15 protein-coding genes are annotated in these 17,221 nt (G+C 47.8%); 2 read left to right on the forward strand and 13 right to left on the reverse strand.

Annotated elements, in window-relative coordinates:
* The first annotated feature begins 42 nt into the window (after positions 1-42).
* Both AC3WQ3_RS12990 and AC3WQ3_RS12995 read left to right on the forward strand, forming a co-directional pair.
* A complete protein-coding gene (locus tag AC3WQ3_RS12990) occupies positions 43-2,016 on the forward strand; it encodes a GTP-binding protein (RefSeq protein ID WP_492472453.1) in 1,974 nt (657 codons plus the stop codon).
* 17 nt (positions 2,017-2,033) lie between these two features.
* A complete protein-coding gene (locus tag AC3WQ3_RS12995; protein ID WP_492472454.1) occupies positions 2,034-2,711 on the forward strand; it encodes a tetratricopeptide repeat protein in 678 nt (225 codons plus the stop codon).
* 135 nt (positions 2,712-2,846) lie between these two features.
* Here the strand turns inward: AC3WQ3_RS12995 and AC3WQ3_RS13000 are convergent, their stop codons facing one another.
* From AC3WQ3_RS13000 to rpiA, 13 genes are all read right to left on the reverse strand, one after another.
* Entirely contained in the window at positions 2,847-3,902 is a 1,056-nt protein-coding gene (locus AC3WQ3_RS13000; protein ID WP_492472455.1) for a phosphotransferase, read from the reverse strand.
* A 145-nt stretch (positions 3,903-4,047) separates the two neighbouring features.
* Positions 4,048-4,674, reverse strand: coding sequence for a GDSL-type esterase/lipase family protein (locus AC3WQ3_RS13005; protein ID WP_336780220.1), 627 nt, complete (start codon positions 4,672-4,674; stop codon positions 4,048-4,050).
* Between the two features lie 181 nt (positions 4,675-4,855).
* Positions 4,856-8,023: an MMPL family transporter gene (locus tag AC3WQ3_RS13010; protein WP_492472456.1), complete on the reverse strand. Its 3,168-nt coding sequence runs from the start codon at positions 8,021-8,023 to the stop codon at positions 4,856-4,858.
* Positions 8,020-8,478: a MarR family winged helix-turn-helix transcriptional regulator gene (locus AC3WQ3_RS13015; RefSeq protein ID WP_127536322.1), complete on the reverse strand. Its 459-nt coding sequence runs from the start codon at positions 8,476-8,478 to the stop codon at positions 8,020-8,022. Before AC3WQ3_RS13015 ends, AC3WQ3_RS13010 begins: the two co-directional genes overlap by 4 nt.
* A 225-nt stretch (positions 8,479-8,703) precedes the next feature.
* On the reverse strand, positions 8,704-9,141 hold the full coding sequence (locus AC3WQ3_RS13020; RefSeq protein WP_153977944.1) for a GNAT family N-acetyltransferase: 438 nt from the start codon (positions 9,139-9,141) through the stop codon (positions 8,704-8,706).
* Between the two features lie 65 nt (positions 9,142-9,206).
* Entirely contained in the window at positions 9,207-10,193 is a 987-nt protein-coding gene (locus tag AC3WQ3_RS13025) for an N-acetylglucosamine kinase (RefSeq protein WP_492472457.1), read from the reverse strand.
* A 106-nt stretch (positions 10,194-10,299) separates the two neighbouring features.
* Positions 10,300-11,013 carry a class I SAM-dependent methyltransferase gene (locus AC3WQ3_RS13030; protein WP_492472458.1) on the reverse strand — a complete coding sequence of 238 codons (714 nt, stop codon included), beginning with the start codon at positions 11,011-11,013 and terminating at the stop codon, positions 10,300-10,302.
* 21 nt (positions 11,014-11,034) lie between these two features.
* On the reverse strand, positions 11,035-11,385 hold the full coding sequence (locus AC3WQ3_RS13035) for a hypothetical protein (RefSeq protein WP_221806600.1): 351 nt from the start codon (positions 11,383-11,385) through the stop codon (positions 11,035-11,037).
* 54 nt (positions 11,386-11,439) lie between these two features.
* Complete coding sequence (locus AC3WQ3_RS13040) at positions 11,440-12,393, reverse strand: alpha/beta hydrolase (protein WP_492472459.1); 954 nt, start codon at positions 12,391-12,393, stop codon at positions 11,440-11,442.
* A 131-nt stretch (positions 12,394-12,524) separates the two neighbouring features.
* Positions 12,525-14,231 carry a hybrid sensor histidine kinase/response regulator gene (locus AC3WQ3_RS13045; RefSeq protein WP_492472460.1) on the reverse strand — a complete coding sequence of 569 codons (1,707 nt, stop codon included), beginning with the start codon at positions 14,229-14,231 and terminating at the stop codon, positions 12,525-12,527.
* Positions 14,232-14,245: 14 nt separating this feature from the next.
* Positions 14,246-15,334 carry a cobalamin B12-binding domain-containing protein gene (locus AC3WQ3_RS13050; protein ID WP_336779581.1) on the reverse strand — a complete coding sequence of 363 codons (1,089 nt, stop codon included), beginning with the start codon at positions 15,332-15,334 and terminating at the stop codon, positions 14,246-14,248.
* Positions 15,335-15,575: 241 nt separating this feature from the next.
* A complete protein-coding gene (locus AC3WQ3_RS13055) occupies positions 15,576-16,037 on the reverse strand; it encodes a MarR family winged helix-turn-helix transcriptional regulator (RefSeq protein WP_336779580.1) in 462 nt (153 codons plus the stop codon).
* A 145-nt stretch (positions 16,038-16,182) separates the two neighbouring features.
* Positions 16,183-16,854, reverse strand: a complete 672-nt coding sequence (rpiA, locus tag AC3WQ3_RS13060) for a ribose-5-phosphate isomerase RpiA (protein WP_492472461.1) — start codon at positions 16,852-16,854, stop codon at positions 16,183-16,185.
* Positions 16,855-17,221 lie beyond the last annotated feature (367 nt).

Raw genomic sequence — 17,221 nt, forward strand, 5'->3', positions numbered from 1 at the left:
CAGAAACGATACGTTTCTTCGGTCAGAGGAGCTTTAGATCCCATGCATAACGAATTCAATCGCCGAAATATCGGTATCTTTGCTCACGTAGATGCAGGCAAAACAACCACAACAGAACATATGTTATATCATGGCGGCATAGTTCGCAGCCCCGGCCGGGTAGACGATGGTACGGCAGCTACGGACTCCCTGGACATTGAGAGAGAACGCGGAATTTCCGTACAGGCAGCCATGACCTCCCTTACATGGAACAATACCGTGATCGACCTCGTCGATACCCCGGGACATATCGATTTTAGCTCCGAAGTGGAACGTTCCCTGCGTGTAATGGACGGTGCCATTCTCATTTTGTCAGCTGTGGAAGGGATTCAGTCCCAGAGTGAGACCATCTGGCACGCCTTGAGATCCCTTCGCATCCCCACCATTATTTATATCAATAAAATGGACCGGATTGGCGCCTCTGCAGCAGCCATTATGGAACAGGTTCACTCCACATTCTCTCCATTTGCATGCCCGGTACAATCCTGCGTAATGGATGAGGATTCATTCATCGGTGTTCATTCCTTATGGCATGATCAGGCGAATCAGCAAACGATTCCTGGACTCCTTGAGATGATTGCAGAACTGGATGAAGAGATCATGGAATCTTACATTAATGAAGTCTCTCTGCCATCAGAGCAGATCGATTCAACATTCCGCAAGCTGGTGCATCAAGGCGAGATATTTCCGGTTTGTTTTGGTGCGTCGGGGAAAGGGATTGGGGTATCCGAACTGCTTAATGCGGTTACCCGGTTCCTCCCACCACCTGCAATCACAGAGGATCCTGCAGTATCTGGGGTCGTATTCAAAATTGAACGGAACAAAACGATGGGACGAACAGCTTACGTTCGCATGTACGGAGGCAGCATTCACAACCGGGACACGATCTATAACACGACCAGAGGACTGGAAGAAAAAGTGACTCAAATCCGCCAGATGGATGGTCGCAAATGGTCAGATACCGGAGCAGTACACAGCGGACAGATCGCCGCTCTTTACGGTCTAAGCGAGACGCATGTAGGTGACATTATAGGAAATCCAGACGCCGTTCCTCCCATGCCCCAAATGGCAGTGCCTTTGCTGACAGTACAGGTACACGGCCAGGATCCGGCTCGTTACCCCGACCTTGTTGCTGCATTGCAGGAGTTAACCGATGAGGACCCGCTGCTTGACCTGCAATGGCTTCCAGAAGATCGGGAACTGCACCTCAAAGTCATGGGAACCATTCAGCTTGAGATCCTGTCGAGCTTGTTAAGCAGTCGTTTTGGACTGGGAGTTGTTTTTGACCCGCCTTCTGTCATTTACAAAGAAACGCTAAACGCTCCAGGTGAAGGGTTCATCGCTTATACGATGCCTAAACCCTGCTGGGCCATTCTTCGCTTCCACATGGAGCCGCTGCCTCGCCGAAGCGGTCTGCTCTATGAATCCACCGTTCGAACAGACCAACTGCTGCTGCGGTATCAAAATGAAGTGCAGCGACGTGTACCAGAGGCCCTGTCTCAGGGCATGTTCGGTTGGGAAGTCACCGATCTGAAGGTCACGCTTGTCGAAGGAGAGCATCATGTCTGGCATACGCATCCGCTGGACTTTGTCGTTGCTACGCCGATGGGAATCATGGATGGCCTGGCTCGTACAGGTACTAAGCTGCTGGAGCCGCTTCTGCAATTTCGCTTGACGGTACCGGAAGAATACGGAGGCAAGGCTCTAAGCGATCTTGTGCATATGCGAGCAACGTTTGAAGCACCTGTTATTGGCGGCGGGAGATGCATTGTGGAAGGGCAGATTCCGCTAGCCTCCTCCATGGATTATCCGGTGAAACTCCGCTCTGAGACCGGGGGACGGGGTGTACTTGTCACCTCTTTTGCCGGATATCAGGATTGCCCTCCGGATGTGAAGCCGTTGCGCAAACGCAGAGGCGTAAATCCGCTGGATCAATCCAAATATATTTTAAGCGTTCGTAATGCGATAACATCATAAACGGAGTTGAACTTGTTGTGCTGATTAAATTTTTGATATTCGGCCTTCTATGGCGGATTGTTGGCAATCCGTTTTTGGCTGTTCTGATTCTTCTCATTATTCTGTATTTCCTGGATCGTCGCTATGTCGGCGTGTTCCCCAGTTTTATGAAACCGATCAAACGCATGCGTACGATCTCACGGCTGCGTCAGCAGATTGCGATGAGTCCCAATGAAGTCTCTTCCAAGCTTGACCTGGCCAGACTTCTGATCGAACGCAAACGTTATAACGAAGCTTATGAATTGCTTCTGGAGCTTGAACGTCCCTACGAGCAATCTGCTGAATACTGGGAGGCATTGGGAACGACAGAACTTCACCTTGGTCACATGGAATCAGGTGAGCGGCATATCCTGCAGGCTCTCGACATCAATCCTAGAGTTAAGTACGGTCAGCCTTATCTAACCTTAGCCAATGCCTTTAAGGAGTCAGATCGAGACAAGGCATTGACATACGTACAACAATTCCAGGATATCCACTCATCCTCGAGTGAAGCTTACTATTTGCTAGGTTCCGTTTACCGTTCGCTGGAACGGACTGCAGATGCCAAGCAAGCCTATGAGCAATCCCTGAACGTCTACCGCTCCCTGCCAAAATACAAGAAGCGTCAGGAACGCCGCTGGGCTGTCCGCAGTTGGTTCTGCAAGCGCGGATTGTAGGCTACCCGTCATGTCGACAAGTGTTCGGCATACGCTAAGGTAGAGTCGAATGCCTTAATAAAAAACGCTGATTCTGTTTCAAAACAGAATCGGCGTTCTTTTGTTTCTAATGGTTAAACAAAGGCAGCTGCCTGTTCACGTTAATAATTTGCGTAACCGCTCCTCATTACGATTCATCCAGAGGATCCGCTCTTGCAGCTTAATGATCTGGTTAACTGCAACATCGGGTTCATCCGTTCCTTCGAACATGCGACTGATAAAATGCATAACCACATCGAGACTGCGCAGCAGAATAAGCTGCGGAATAGCCAGCAGTTCATCCGGCTCCAGAATCACCTGTTTCCGAAATCCCCGGATCAGTCCTTCGAGCGCCTCCCACATCCATTCATCACTCTTGTCCATAGTTAGCAGGTCCGACATGGGAACAGCCAGCTCCATGACCCGCAAATCCCATGTGGCAAACTCAAAATCCAGAATGGAACAGATTCGGCCATTATCGTCTGACAAGACGTTGGATGCGTTCACATCTCCGTGAACCAGTTGATGAGGCAGATGTTCCATCCCGTTTAGAGCCTCGAACAACGCTGGAAGCACAGGCAGCAGATCCTGCATTTCTTCTGCGCACGCCTGGAGCTCGCTAGGTGGTGACGTACAAAGCTGTATCAATTTCTCTGGCGGACAGAGTGGATATGCCTGTTGAATTTGATAATAAGGAGGGTATACAGGCTCAAGAGATATTTTCAGCCCGGCCAGAGCCACAGATAGCAAACCTGCCGCACTTCCCAGTTCAACTAGCTGATCTGGTGTATTCCACACCGGGTTCTTGCCTGTACTATACGTAAAGAGGGCTGCGATTTTGTTCTGTCCATTATTCGGATCGCAAAAGGAATGGAACGTATATCCATCACCCTTTTTGGCTTTGACCGGAACTGGTACTCTCAGTTCGAAGTCTGTCTCTCTGAGTGCTGATAACACGTGGTGCTCAAACGCAATTTTTACAAGATCCGTATGTGTTTCGTACACTCTGAGAACATAACGCTCGCCATCTAGTTTAACCATAAACGTTGTATTGTTCATCCCGCCGTATCCGCGTTCCGCTTCCCAGCAGGATTGAGGTGAAAATACGGATAACACTTCCTGTATCAGCTGCCGTTCCTGATCCTCATGAGGACGTAAATGAATGTTGTGCACCGATTAATACTCCTTCAACTGTAATATCTATATGGATCTACAAGATAAAATCTCTTATTCTCCCCATCTTAACGTAAGCCCATATTCGGGTCCAGTCTGAATCAGGTATAACCTACAGCCATATCGTAATCTCCTATTGAGATCTTCAGTCAAAAGGTCTATACCCCATACGATTAAGTTGGTCCGCAATAACACGATACCCTCTTGCATTGGGATGAACACGATCCCAGAATAACAATTCCCGTTCATGCCCTTCAAACCGGTCGTACACCTGAGCACAGGCGTAGTTTCCCGAACCTGCACCATTCAGAAAGGAATTATACTGACGAACCCAATACGCTGCCTCTGCGGCTTGAGGATACGGGTTGTACAATCCAATCGTTCGGACGTAATAGGCACTGTTACCTTTTAACTGACGAATATGTCTCATGATCTGTGACACGTTACTGCGAGTATCGCCCAGCACCTGTGTCATTTTACTTGCGCTTGGCATACCTCCGCTCGCCTTAAATGTGCGAATGAGATCATTCCCGCCAATGGATATTGTAATGATGTCCGCTTCGCGCAGAGACTGTCTTACCCTCGTGTTGGAGGATACCATCTGCATCAGTTCACCTGAGGTTAATCCGTTGACCCCCATATTATCCATCGAGACAAATGTGCGAACATTCATTTCTGCCATTCTGCGGTACAAAGGAACAAAGCCGGTGCCCAGCAGCGCGCCTGTGCCTACCGTTAACGAGTCTCCAATGGCCGCATATCGATATACCATCACCGTCGCCCCTCTCTGCTAACTTATGACTGACTGCTATATCTATATGAAAGAACCGAAGACAAGGCGCGGGATGGTGTCCGTAGGCGCATACCTTTATTTTTACAACATGCACATATCCTCTCAAAATGAAAAGCCCCTACGAAAATATTCATATTTCGTAGGGGCGATATGATTTCAGCTACATGCTCATCGTACGGTCCGAATCCGCCGAATCACTCTGATCCTTATTAGGGAAAGGCCACCAGTTGGCCCGACCGAACATCTTCACCATGACAGGCACGAAGAACGGCAGGAACAGCAATGAATACAGAACCAAACCACTAAGAACAACGGTAGCAATCTGCATCATGGAGAGAACTCCGGATGGATACATGGCAGCAAAGGTTCCGCTCAGAATAACGGCTGCCGACAGAATCACCGTACCCATGTTTCTCATGGCGTACAGCATCGCATCCTGAACTCTCATGCCTTTATTTTCATTGAATCGATCCATCAGGAAGATACTGTAATCCACTCCAAGCGCAATCAGCATTACGAATCCGAAGAATGGCGTAACCCAGCTGATGCCCGCAAAACCAAGGATATTTACGAATATCGCCTCGGTTAGAGCCATGGAAGTGAAATAGGCCAGCAGCAGGGAAACGATCAAATATATCGGCATGATCACGGATCTCAGAAGCAGGACAAGAACGATAAATGTGCCTGCAAGCATGAGCATAACCGTGCGTGTGTAGTCGTTGTTGGAGATCTCCTGTAAATCAGCAAACGTGCTGGTTACCCCGCCAACAGCAATGTCTGCTTTTTCCAGCGCACTACCCTGTACAGCACGGTGAACCGCAGCTTCAATATCCGGTACACGATCAATCGCTTCAATACCATACGGATTTTCAGCGAAAATAACATCTATCGTCATGGTCTTCCGATCCTGGGACAGATACGTATCAAATACCTGTGCGAAGTCTTTGTTGCTCAATGCTTCTTCAGGTACATACCAGCCGGCCAGATCAGAATCCGGTGAATTCTGCAGCTGTGTCAAATAATCCTGTGCAGAATCAAGACCACCGGACACCTGCGCAATTCCATCCACACTCTGATTCAAACCATCTGTTAATTGGGTCAGCTGACCACTCAGGTCCGAGAAGCCTTGGCTAATTTTCTCCTGACCACCCTGAAGCTGGCTGAGTCCATCCTGGATGGAAGGAATCTCGCTGATCACTTTACCTTGACCATCTGCTGCCTGCTTCAGCCCGGCTTCAAGCTGTCCTATTCCCGTTACAATCTGACCCAGTCCACTAGCCAGAGCCTGTTGTCCAGATGCAGCGGAAGCGAAGCCTTCGTTAGCCTGGTTGATCCCTGCAGCAGCTTGACTCAGATTGCTTTGAATCTGTCCTAGAGCCTGGGCAAGCTGGGCTGTACCTGTTCCCGTTTCCCCAAGTGTACCTTTGACCCGCAGATAGTCTGCGTCCTGCAGGAGGTCAGGGTATCTTTCTTCAAGCGCTGCAAATGATTCATTCAGACTGGTCAGCGCAGTAGATATGCCTGTGAGCTGCTGCTGAATTTCGCCGGTACCCTCGCCAAGCGCAGCTACACCTGCACCAGCCTGACGGTAAGCTTCAAGCAGCTGATTACTCGCCTGTGCCAGCTGGTCAGCACTTGTTTTCGCCTGCTGCAGCCCTGCTTGCAGATCACCAGCACCGGCCGAGCCGTCACGAATTCCTTGCTCAATCTGCTGAAGACCTTCGGACAACTGGCTAATTCCCGTTTGCAGCTGGGACGTACCTTTGCTCAGTTCTCCGGCACCATTTGCAGCTTCTTTGATCTGAGGTTCGTTCTTGCTTAATTGACTGCTGGCTTCGCTAAGACCATCACGAATTTTATCCAGACCCGTCTTGCCTTCACCGAGTCCGTCCGATAAAGTCCCCACTTGCTGAGTGACTTCGAAATCCTTGATCTCGTCACCGGTCGGACGCGTCATGCTGCGTACCCCGGAGATTCCCGGCACTTTCTCCACTTCACGACTGATTTTCTCAGCTACGGCCATATATTTGGCATTGTCCATCGGTTCATCATTTTGGATCACAATCTGACCCGGCAGGGACTCACCCGGACCAAAGCTTTCCGAGATAATGTTGAACGCTTTTACCGAATCATACTTCTCACCAATCTCATCCAAGCTGTTAAACGATAATTTCCCATCGTACGTGGCCAGAAGCGGCACGCAGACAGCTGCAACAATAAGCAGCGCAGCCCATGGACGTTTTAGCGAGAAGCGACCCGCTGCTCCATAGATCTTGCTCTCCGCATGTTCGAGTGAACCTTTGGAAGGCCAGAACAGCTTCTTGCCCAGCACCGCCATAAAGAATGGAACAATGGTAACCAGCGCGAGCATCATTACGGCAATGCCGACTGCGACTGCCACTGCGGAACGGTACAGCATAAACTGCGCAAAACCGATGGCGACAAAACCAACCAGCACGGCAAGAGCAGAGAAGAATACCGTTTTGCCTGCCGTCCGATAGGTTGCAATAATCGCTTCCCACGTCGTTTCATGATGGGCTAATTCTTCCTTGAATCGGCTGATGAGCAGGATACAGTAATCGGTACCAATCCCGAACATGACGGCAACCATGAAAATCTGCGTAAAGGTCGAGATCGGGAAATCCACCCCATCGACCAGGAATGCAACAATCTGCTGCGATACAATATAGCTGATACCCACGGTAAGCAGAGGGACAAATGGAGCTACAAACGAACGGAATACAAGGAACAATATGAGCAAAATAAATACAACCGTAATATACTCCGATTTCTTGAGTCCCTCCTGGGAACTCTCTACCGTATCTTCATCGATTAATCCTTTACCGGTTATGTAGTGCTCCACATTGACCGAGTCCAGCGTTTCATTAAGATCCTCGCGCATTTCCTTGACGGTACGATCTCCCTGATCGATAGACAGAGATGTCAGGATCGTCTTTCCATCAGCAGAGATCATTTTGTCTGACAATTCTGGCTGGGAGAAGGGCTCCAAGATGGACAAAATGCCGAGTTCTTCTTTCTTCGACTCCAGCTGCTTTACAGCCTTTTCCGCCTCTTGTTTGCCGGTTGTACCCAAACCATCCGGGTTATAAAAAACAAGTGCCAGCTGACTGCCCTGCTGTTCGCCTTTTTGTGCAGCAGCTTCATCGAGGATGGCAGCTGCCTGGGTGGATGAGTACCCTTCCGGGACCGAAAACTGTCCTTTTTCCCGAATCAGTTCACTCATGTTGGGGGCTGTGAACATCAACACGGCGGCTACAACAACCCATAACCCCATCAACCACCATCTTGCTTTCAAAATCGTTCTCATTCGCTCTCCTGTCCTCCCTCATTCGTAAGCAAGGTCGCCAACTTCTCAAAGGATTCAATAAAATTCTGTACTTCTTCCGGCTTAAAGTGGACCAGGTACGGCTCAAGAAGCTGCTGTATTTCCCGTTCTGTCTCGCGATATACCTGTCGGCCGGTATCTGTCAAAGTCAGATATACCACTCTGCGATCCCGCTCATCTCCGGCCCGATGGACCAGATCACGATCAACCAACTTGTTAACCAATGCCGTGATGCTGCTTTTCCCGACGCAGAGAAGCTCTGACAGATCGGATGGTGTGCAGGATGGTTTCTCCTCAATCAAACGAAGAGCACAGAACTGGTCTGTTGTCATGGTCTGCCCCACCTTTTCACGGATTCGCGTATCAAACTGTTTGGATACCAGGAACGATGCATCCAGATAGCGGTTCACCAAACTTTTGGCATCCGGTGTATTCATGTTTATTCTCCTTTCTGACCTTTTTGTCCATATAGTTCACTTATCGAACTATTCTTCAATGAAACTATTCTATATTGAAACTATAATGCAAAGCAATACTTTATTCCTGTTATTTTGTGTTTTCACGACAAAAAAACAGGGCGTAAGGCTCAGCTCCCGGCCAAGTCACACGCCCTGTTTCTCGTTTAAATTACAAGGGTCCCCATGATAAAGGTGATCCATCAACTATTCTTCGATTGCATCCTCGTCTTTTTCCAGTACACAACGGAATCGTTCGACACCTGGATATAACTCACCCAGGCTGTATACGACAAAGCCAGTATTACGATAAAATTCCACAGCTTCCTGATCCGTTTCCGCGATGAGCTTGTCCGGATTATACTTCTCCAGCAGCTGTGCAATCATGCCACGGCCATAGTTTTTGAAACGGTTCTCCGGCAATACCGCAATATGTTGGATGGTAATCTCGCTGTTTCCCGTTTTCTCATACCCAACCAAGCCGACCAACTGTCCCTCATCCTCATATCCATCCAGCAGAAGCTCGTCCTTATTCACATATTGCTGCAGCGCATGACCGACTTGCTCCGGGTCCGGGAAAACAGAGTAGGACAGCAATTCCTGCACTTCCGGCTCCTGTATGCGTGATTTTAGATTAATCAACACTCTTATATTCCTCCTATGACTTGCTTAATTCCGTTATCGTATTGTAGACGTTAGCCTGTCAAAGTTCAAGTCCCATACCCTTGTAACTGACTCTGAAGTGCAGCGGGGGTATCCTGATTCACCTGAATACCAGCCAAATGAAAAGCATCCAAGATTGCGCCGCCAACGGCTGGAAATTCGCTGGATATGTAATCGAACTCTCTACTTGTAGATGGATGGTTTTGACCTAACCCTCTCTGAACGGCAGCCTTCATATAAGATGAGGTCAGGCAGCTTCCAGTCAGTGTGTAAGAGACCTGTTTAGATTGAAAACAGCTTGCCAGCATTAGAATACCCACTACAGCTGTATCTGCTGCCGAGTCACATACCCTCATCGCAAGTGGAATTCGCTGAGCGGCAGCTTCCGTCACCAAAGCTGCCATTTGGCTGAATTTGCGGTTCATCGCCTGTTTATTATCAGCAAAACCTGCGGCTCCAAGCGCTGCGAGCTCCGGCACTGAACGCATATTCCAATATGCAAGAATCTGTTCGACAAGGGAATGATCCTCTCGCTCATATCGGCCTGCCAGAACGGAATGCACAGTATCGTAGGACAGAAAACGCGCTGCCGTCGGAGCATAGTGCCCAAATTGATCGTTTCGGAGCCAGATTTCCTGCTCCGTCCTGCCAAGGATCAAAGACCCGGTGCCCCCAATTGCCACGATTCCAGGCCTACCGTTAAAGGCAGCTGTATGAGCAATATGTGTATCGTTTACGGCACTTCTCCTTCCAAGGATGCCTGTTTTGGCAAGAACACCCTCGGCCCAGGTGAATTCTTCTTCCCGGTCCAGACCTGCCATACCCGCTTGAATGGCAGCCACTTGTTCAGCCTTAATACCAGCCTTCTCCAGCGCTTCTGCTATGCCTCCGAGCACATGCTGCTCAGCGTTGGAATCGTGATAACGATTACAACCTCCCTTTTCCACATAGGACAACAGCTGTCCATCTCCATCGGCTACAGCCACTCTTGTATGGCTTCCCCCACCATCTATGCCTATCACAAATGTATTCATTTGTATCCCCCACACTCTGATAGTTGACTATATTCACGACGTTTCCTTATGTCATAGGAAACAGAACTGCCGGGTTGCATAACCTCATACTTCCCGGCAGGTTCTGTTATTGCTTCTGTACGGCAAAACGAAGCAATTCGCAGCGGAACTGTGTCGGTTCATCGTACTTTTCTTCTTCAATGGTCTGAGTTACGTGTTCCTGAAGCAGAATATTCCATCCTGCATATGCCTCTTCAAGCAATTCGGTGGCCTTGGCTGTTGACAGATTTAGTTCGATCAAAGGTTCAATTCGCCGTCCAGTGTTAATCTCCTGCTCCTCTACACTTGTACTCATGGTGATGCAATGAATTCCACCTGTGCGTGTGCCTGCCTGAAGACGACTTAGCGCTTCCAGAAAAGCATTTTCACCCGATACGTGCTCCAGGCAGGAACAAGCTGCAATAAAATCAAAAGTATTCGGCCTGATATCATAATGCTCCACGTCTGCTTTCACGGCTTGTACCATATGATCAACCTGATATTTCTTCGCATATTTCCGAAGTCCTTCTATCGCTTCGTCCAGCAGATCCACACCAATAACTTCGCTGTCCGTTTGCTGCAGACGCTGTGCAATTGGAATGGTGTGTCTCCCTACTCCGCATCCCAGATCAAGCACTCGCAGATCCGTTTTGTGTGCAAGCAAACGTTCCAGCATATCCATCACCATTGGCATCGGTCTAGCCATCCACGTTCCGGCTTCAAATAGTTCATTATTCTGATAAAAGTTCGAATGGTACCCTGCCTCCGCTTTGCGCGCTGCTTCGAATTGTTCATTTCCCATGAAAGGCACCCCCGTAATAATCTAGAATTGGATTGTCAGCGTTCCTGAGATCGAAATTAAAATGATGGCCCAAATGACTAACACGAGCAGGGCACCTGTCACAAGCATTTTCCCGGCGTCCCTTTTGTAAGGATCGTCATTAAATAACATTACCCCGCCAATGGCAATCGCTATCGGTGGAAGAAGAATCGCAATTAGAATGAGCAGACCTATCGAGTAACGATCCAATACATCCTCCTCGTATTCTTCCATTTGTGTTGTCACTGCAGGAACGGTCTTCATTTCAACGAGATTGCCACATGCTTTGCATTTGAACTCGTCTTCTCCCATTTCCTGTTGACAGTAAGAACAAACCCTTCGTGATCGCGGCATGCTGCACCTCCTTGTTACAAGCACCTACTATTAACTACCCACGATATTAAAAATCTAATTCGCTTGCTGCATCATTACCTTGTTCAAGAAGGCATCAAGAACTTCCACATAACGCACTCGATCCACCTGAAAAGCTGTACCGTGACCCGCACGGGGAATCGTCAGCAGCTCTTTTTCCGTAGGACAAGCTTCATAAAGCCGATACACCATCTCTGTCGGGACGAAGGTATCCGCCTCTCCATGAATAAATAGAACGGGAACCTGCACCTTGGCGAGCTGTTTGAGAGCCGATGCCTCCCCGAAGGAATACCCTGCTTTCCATCTGGAGATCAGACTTGTCACAGGGATAAATGGAAAGGGCGGTAATTTGTACAATTGTTTCAGTTGAAACGTAAGCTCATCCTTCACCGATGTATAGGAGCAGTCTGACACGATGGCTTTTACCTGATCCGGCAGAGACTCCCCGCCTGTCATAAGAACCGTTGCACCGCCCATGGAGATGCCATGCAGCACAATGTCTGTCTGGTTGCCTACCTTGTTGATCGCCCAATGGACCCAATCGACGTAATCCTTCCGATCCAGCCAGCCGAATCCGATGACGTCTCCTTCACTATGACCATGAGCGCGATCATCAGGCATGAGTACATTACAGCCTCTTTTCTCTACATAGTACCTTGCAAAACCAGCCATTTCTCTGCCTCTCCCGGAATACCCGTGCGCCAGAATTACCGTCTGACTCGACTTCCCAGTTGAAGCCAACCATATTCCCTGCAATTTCAACCCATCATGAGAGGTGATGCTTACTATTTCACCATCCTGCATGTCCAACCACTCGAGATCTGATGCACTGCTGATCAATTCATTATCCGGTTCAGGCATTAGATTCGGATTGTCGATTAGAAATGGTTTTGGCGCTCGGCGAATAGCTGTTTTGAAAAAGTATAGTCCTCCGATCCAAGTCGAAATAAGAATGATCAGAATTAGTGCGGTAATCCCGTATATTAACATGAATGCTTTTCTCTCCCTCTCAAGATCTTCTGCCCCTAACACAGTTAAGGATACATGTTCTTATGTACACTCGTTTTCGAACGAAAAAACAGGCTTGCTGCCCTAACTTATTTCGTTAAGACAGCAAACCCTTAAATGATGACTTTCTCCAAAGCTTCACAGGCCTCCTGATATGCTGGCATCAATTCACCCAGCAATGGCTCAGCCTTCCTCACTTGACCTGTTTTGGCAAGCTGTTCAATTCTGGCAAAAAGCGTTGAACAATATTCTATTCCGAGACTCAAGCTGCCGGACTTCAGATCATGGGCACATTCAGCAGCTGCAATATGGTCTCCGGAGACAACGTATCTCCGAAGCACTTCAATTTTGCCAGGTGTTTCGTTACGATACATGCCCAGCAGCATCTCAAGTATTGACTGCTCACCGTCGCTGTTCAATTCGCCAATCTCTTTGACTATGCTCATATTCAGCACTTCCCGAGGTTCCGAGGGATGCTGCCATTTTTGAATTACGTTTTTTAATGATTCCAGTGTAAACGGCTTGCCAATGAAATCATTCATTCCAGCTTCAAGACATTTTTCTTTCTCTCCATCCATGACGTTGCCTGTCATCGCAATAATCGGAATGGCATGACGCATTTCATCCTGCTCCATGGCTCTTATTTTGCGTGTTGCCTCAAGTCCATCCATAACCGGCATCATGTTATCCATCAGTATGATTCCATACCTCTTGCTAAGAAAGGCCGCAACAGCCTCTTCTCCGTTGGAAACCGAATCGACCTCGGTGATCCCAAGTTTCTTAAGCTGCATCAAAACAACCTGACGGTTAATCAGATTATCATCTGCGAGCAGGATTGGCCGAGAATAGGGTTCCTGTAGTAAGGCGCCCGCATCATGTAATGTATCTTCTCCCGTCGGGACTGTGGTTTTTACATGTTCTGTCTTGCGTCCCATTGGAATTTCAAACCAAAATGTCGAGCCCTGGCCCTCTTGACTAATGACTCCAATCTGCCCCCCCATTAACCCCACAAGAGACTGGCATATGGATAACCCCAGGCCTGTTCCTTCATATTCCTTGGAACGGCCTTTTTCCGTTTGAACGTAGGGCTGGAACAAGGTTTTCTGATCTTCTTCGGCGATTCCGATTCCCGTATCCTTTACCTCAAATCGGATCCATTGAGAGTTCTCATCTTCCCGAACCAGGACAACTTGAATACATATTGATCCTTCTTTTGTAAATTTGTTGGCATTTTGAATCAGGTTCATCAAAACCTGTGTAATTCGTGTGGAGTCTCCCTCAAGAACCCCGGAAATTCGGGGATCACATTCCACGACCAGTTTGTTCCCATTTTGGATCACCTTGGGCTCCAGCAAACGAACGATGTAGTTAAACGTAGGCTCCAGTTCGACATCTCCCATTTCAAGACGCATCTGACCTGCTTCCAGTTTGGAAAAGTCCAGAAGGTCCTGAATCAGCTTCAGCAGAAGTCTCGCTGCTTCTTGAATCACTTGAACCGAATGCTGCTGTTCTTCGGACAAGGGAGAATGCTGCAGAAGTTCAGCCATGCCTAATATTCCATTTAAGGGTGTACGGAAATCATGGCTGATCACGGCTATAAATGAACTCTTGGATTCCCCTGCGGATACTGCTTCTTTCCGAGCTGCATCCAGACTTGCGTTATTTTTAGCAAGCAGACGCTGAAGCGTCACCAGTTCATTGTTCATTTCCGAGAATTCACCAAGAATTCGCTCTTCCTGTTCCTTACTGCGAATAATCTGATCAGATAAATGCTCAATCGTTTTACGCAGCTTTTCGATCTCTCCAGCTTCATTAGACATTGCGTCATTCCTCTCTATTCGCGAATCATACCAACGTTGCAGTTGGCAGATTGCTGAGCCAGCAGACTTTCTGCGACGGCAACAGCCTCATCAGCTCCGGGAGCATAACCATCTGCCCCAACGGTCCTCCATAACTCCGGATCAATGTTGAATGGATAACCTCCTACCATGATTTTCACATGCGAGGTAGCTGGGTGATTACGAATCATTTGGATAAGTTCTTTGGCAAGATGAAGATGAAATGTCATCGTTACTGAAATAGCCACCACATCTCCCTGATGGCGCTCGATCGCCTCAAGCAGGCTGCCATTCGGAACATTTGCCCCCAGATAATACGTATCCCAACCTTCCATCTCAAACACGTCAGCAAGCATACGCAAACCGATCTCATGCTGCTCACTGCCTACACAGGCTGCAACCAGCTTTTTCTGCTGTGGCTCATGGATCAACCAGCGCGGATACAGCCGGGAGATAATAGCCTGTGTGGCTGCCGTACAAAAGTGCTCCTGAGCGACACTGATCTGGCTAAGCTGCCACAAGCGGCCTATTTCATATTGAGTGGGTTGAAAAATATAACGATAAATATCACGAATGCTTGCTCCGCTTTCCAGCTCGGCTTCAATAATGCCAAAAGCTTCTTGGCGTCTGCTATCCAGAAGGGCCTGCAAATAAGATTTGGCAGCATGGCCATATGGAAAAGATTCGTTAACGAACCCTTGTGCTACGTCATGCTGCTGGGTTTGATAGATTCCCATTTCCAGATAATCTAGAACAAGTGACTTGGATGCATCATCAAACTCTTCTTCCAACGTCTCTTTAATTAGATTTAAATTAATGGCCAGATCATCCGCCGAAACGTGATAACCTGCCAGTAGCGTTTTGAGCCAAGATATATAATGAGTAAACAGATTAGGACTCTTAACCAGAACGCTCTCAGCCAGATAATTCAAGCTATATTGTGAATCCTGTTGAGTCCGCATTCTGCCATTTTCACCAAAACGTTCAAGCAACTCAGGTTGCAGCGTATACTGCTTCTCCGTTATTTTATCAGCCAGCCCACCTGCTGCTTTCAGCAAGCGTTCCCCAGCTTCCTGATGGGTCATTACGTTATCCCTCCTCTTGCTGTGCAATCGTATCAACCATCATGAAATATCCACGATAAGAGTTAATTCGATTTCAATCAGCGATTGATCGGGAAATGCTTTTATTATTATACATGAACTCCAGGGAGAAACATTTCATTTGGAGCTGCATATTAGAACAATTTTCCTATATTATGAGCATTCCTGCAAGTCATCTAGCCAGTTCATGCTCCCTTTTTTAAACAAAAAAAACCGGCCTGCGTTATGGACGCAAGTCGGTTTTTCCTTCAGCAGCTAGTCCTAGCTTCTTCAATAGGCGAATGGCATCCGCTTTTTCCGATGGATCTAAACCTTCCATCGCATCGATGATAACCTGATGATGTCCAGGGAATATTTGGGTAAATAGATTTCTTCCCTTTTCCGTCAATTCCGCGTAAATAACTCGGCGGTCTTCCTTGGATGCACGTCTAAACAGCAAATCCTTGTTTTGCAGCTTATCCACTACATAGGTTATATTCCCGCTGGACATTAGCACTTTCTCTCCGATTTTTTGCAAGGCTTGCGGGCCCTTATGATATAACAAATCCAGTACCCCGAATTCTGTCGTATTCAGTCCATGACTCTGGATGTCACGATTGGACCTTGATGTAACAGAATTATATGCTCGGGCGAGAACCACGAATAATTGTAAAGATAGTTCCCGATTGTCCTCCGTATTCGGCATTTCCATAATCCTCCGTCAATGGTTTGCAAATTCAGGCTGCGCTTCGATGCCAAGCAGCGTTTTCATCCCTCACACAGCACTTCTCTAAACAAGTCATTACAATCAATAAGCTAAACACATGTATCCTAGGGTCATCTGATCGATCTTAGGAACGATGGCGCTCATCAATACTACCGTCATCTTTGGCCAGAATCACCGTATCGGCCATGTTAACGAACAAACCGTTATCGACTACGCCTGGCAGCATGTTGAGTTGTACATTGAGCTCAGCCACGTTGACGATGGATTCCATCCGGCAATCCGCAATCAGGTTTCCGTTGTCAGTAAAGTAGCGCTCATCTTCATTCATACGCCATTCTGGTCGGCAGCCCAGCTTCTCCAGCGCCTGGAAGGTCCATTCCGATGCAAAAGGAACCACTTCTACCGGCAATGGAAACTGACCCAATTGTTGAACCGCCTTGCTCCCATCAGCAACTATGATGAGTTTATCACTGTTAGCCGCCACGATTTTTTCACGTAGAAGAGCTCCGCCGCCGCCCTTGATCAGATTGAAATCAGGATCGACCTCATCTGCACCATCAATCGTAATATCCAGCCTTCCAATCTGGTCGAATGGGATGATCGGAATTCCCCACTCGCGAGCCAGCTTGTCCGAAGCTTCCGAAGTCGCCACAGCCTGGATTTGCAGCCCCTCGCGTACACGCTCTCCCAGTCTGCATATCGCAAAATATGCCGTCGAGCCTGTTCCGAGTCCAACCTTCATGCCGTCTTGAATGTATTCTGCCGCCCGCTCTGCTGCAATTTTTTTCAGATTCATCTAAAATAAACCCCCGCCTGCTTATGATTTGAAAAATGCACACTGTCTTTATTATAGATAAAACCGCTTCCGATGTATATCCATGCCGAATGCCATGCAGCAGGAAATTTGATCTAATGACAAATCCCGGATTTCTCCATTTCCTGCTATGTAAGTTTATGGTTAGTTAAAATGGTATAAGAAATCTGCATACTCCGTTCTCCTTAACAGACAAAAGGCTGTTCCTGCTCATTACAATAATTTTCAAGTCTGAAGTCATTCTTAAGTTTTAAAGGTGTTTTTTGTATCATCCTGTTATAAAATAAAGACGGGGACTAGAAAATGGAAATTCCTCCAAATAAACAGTTCTAAATACCTATGTAATAAG

The sequence above is a fragment of the Paenibacillus sp. FW104-T2 genome, from assembly GCF_058789975.1.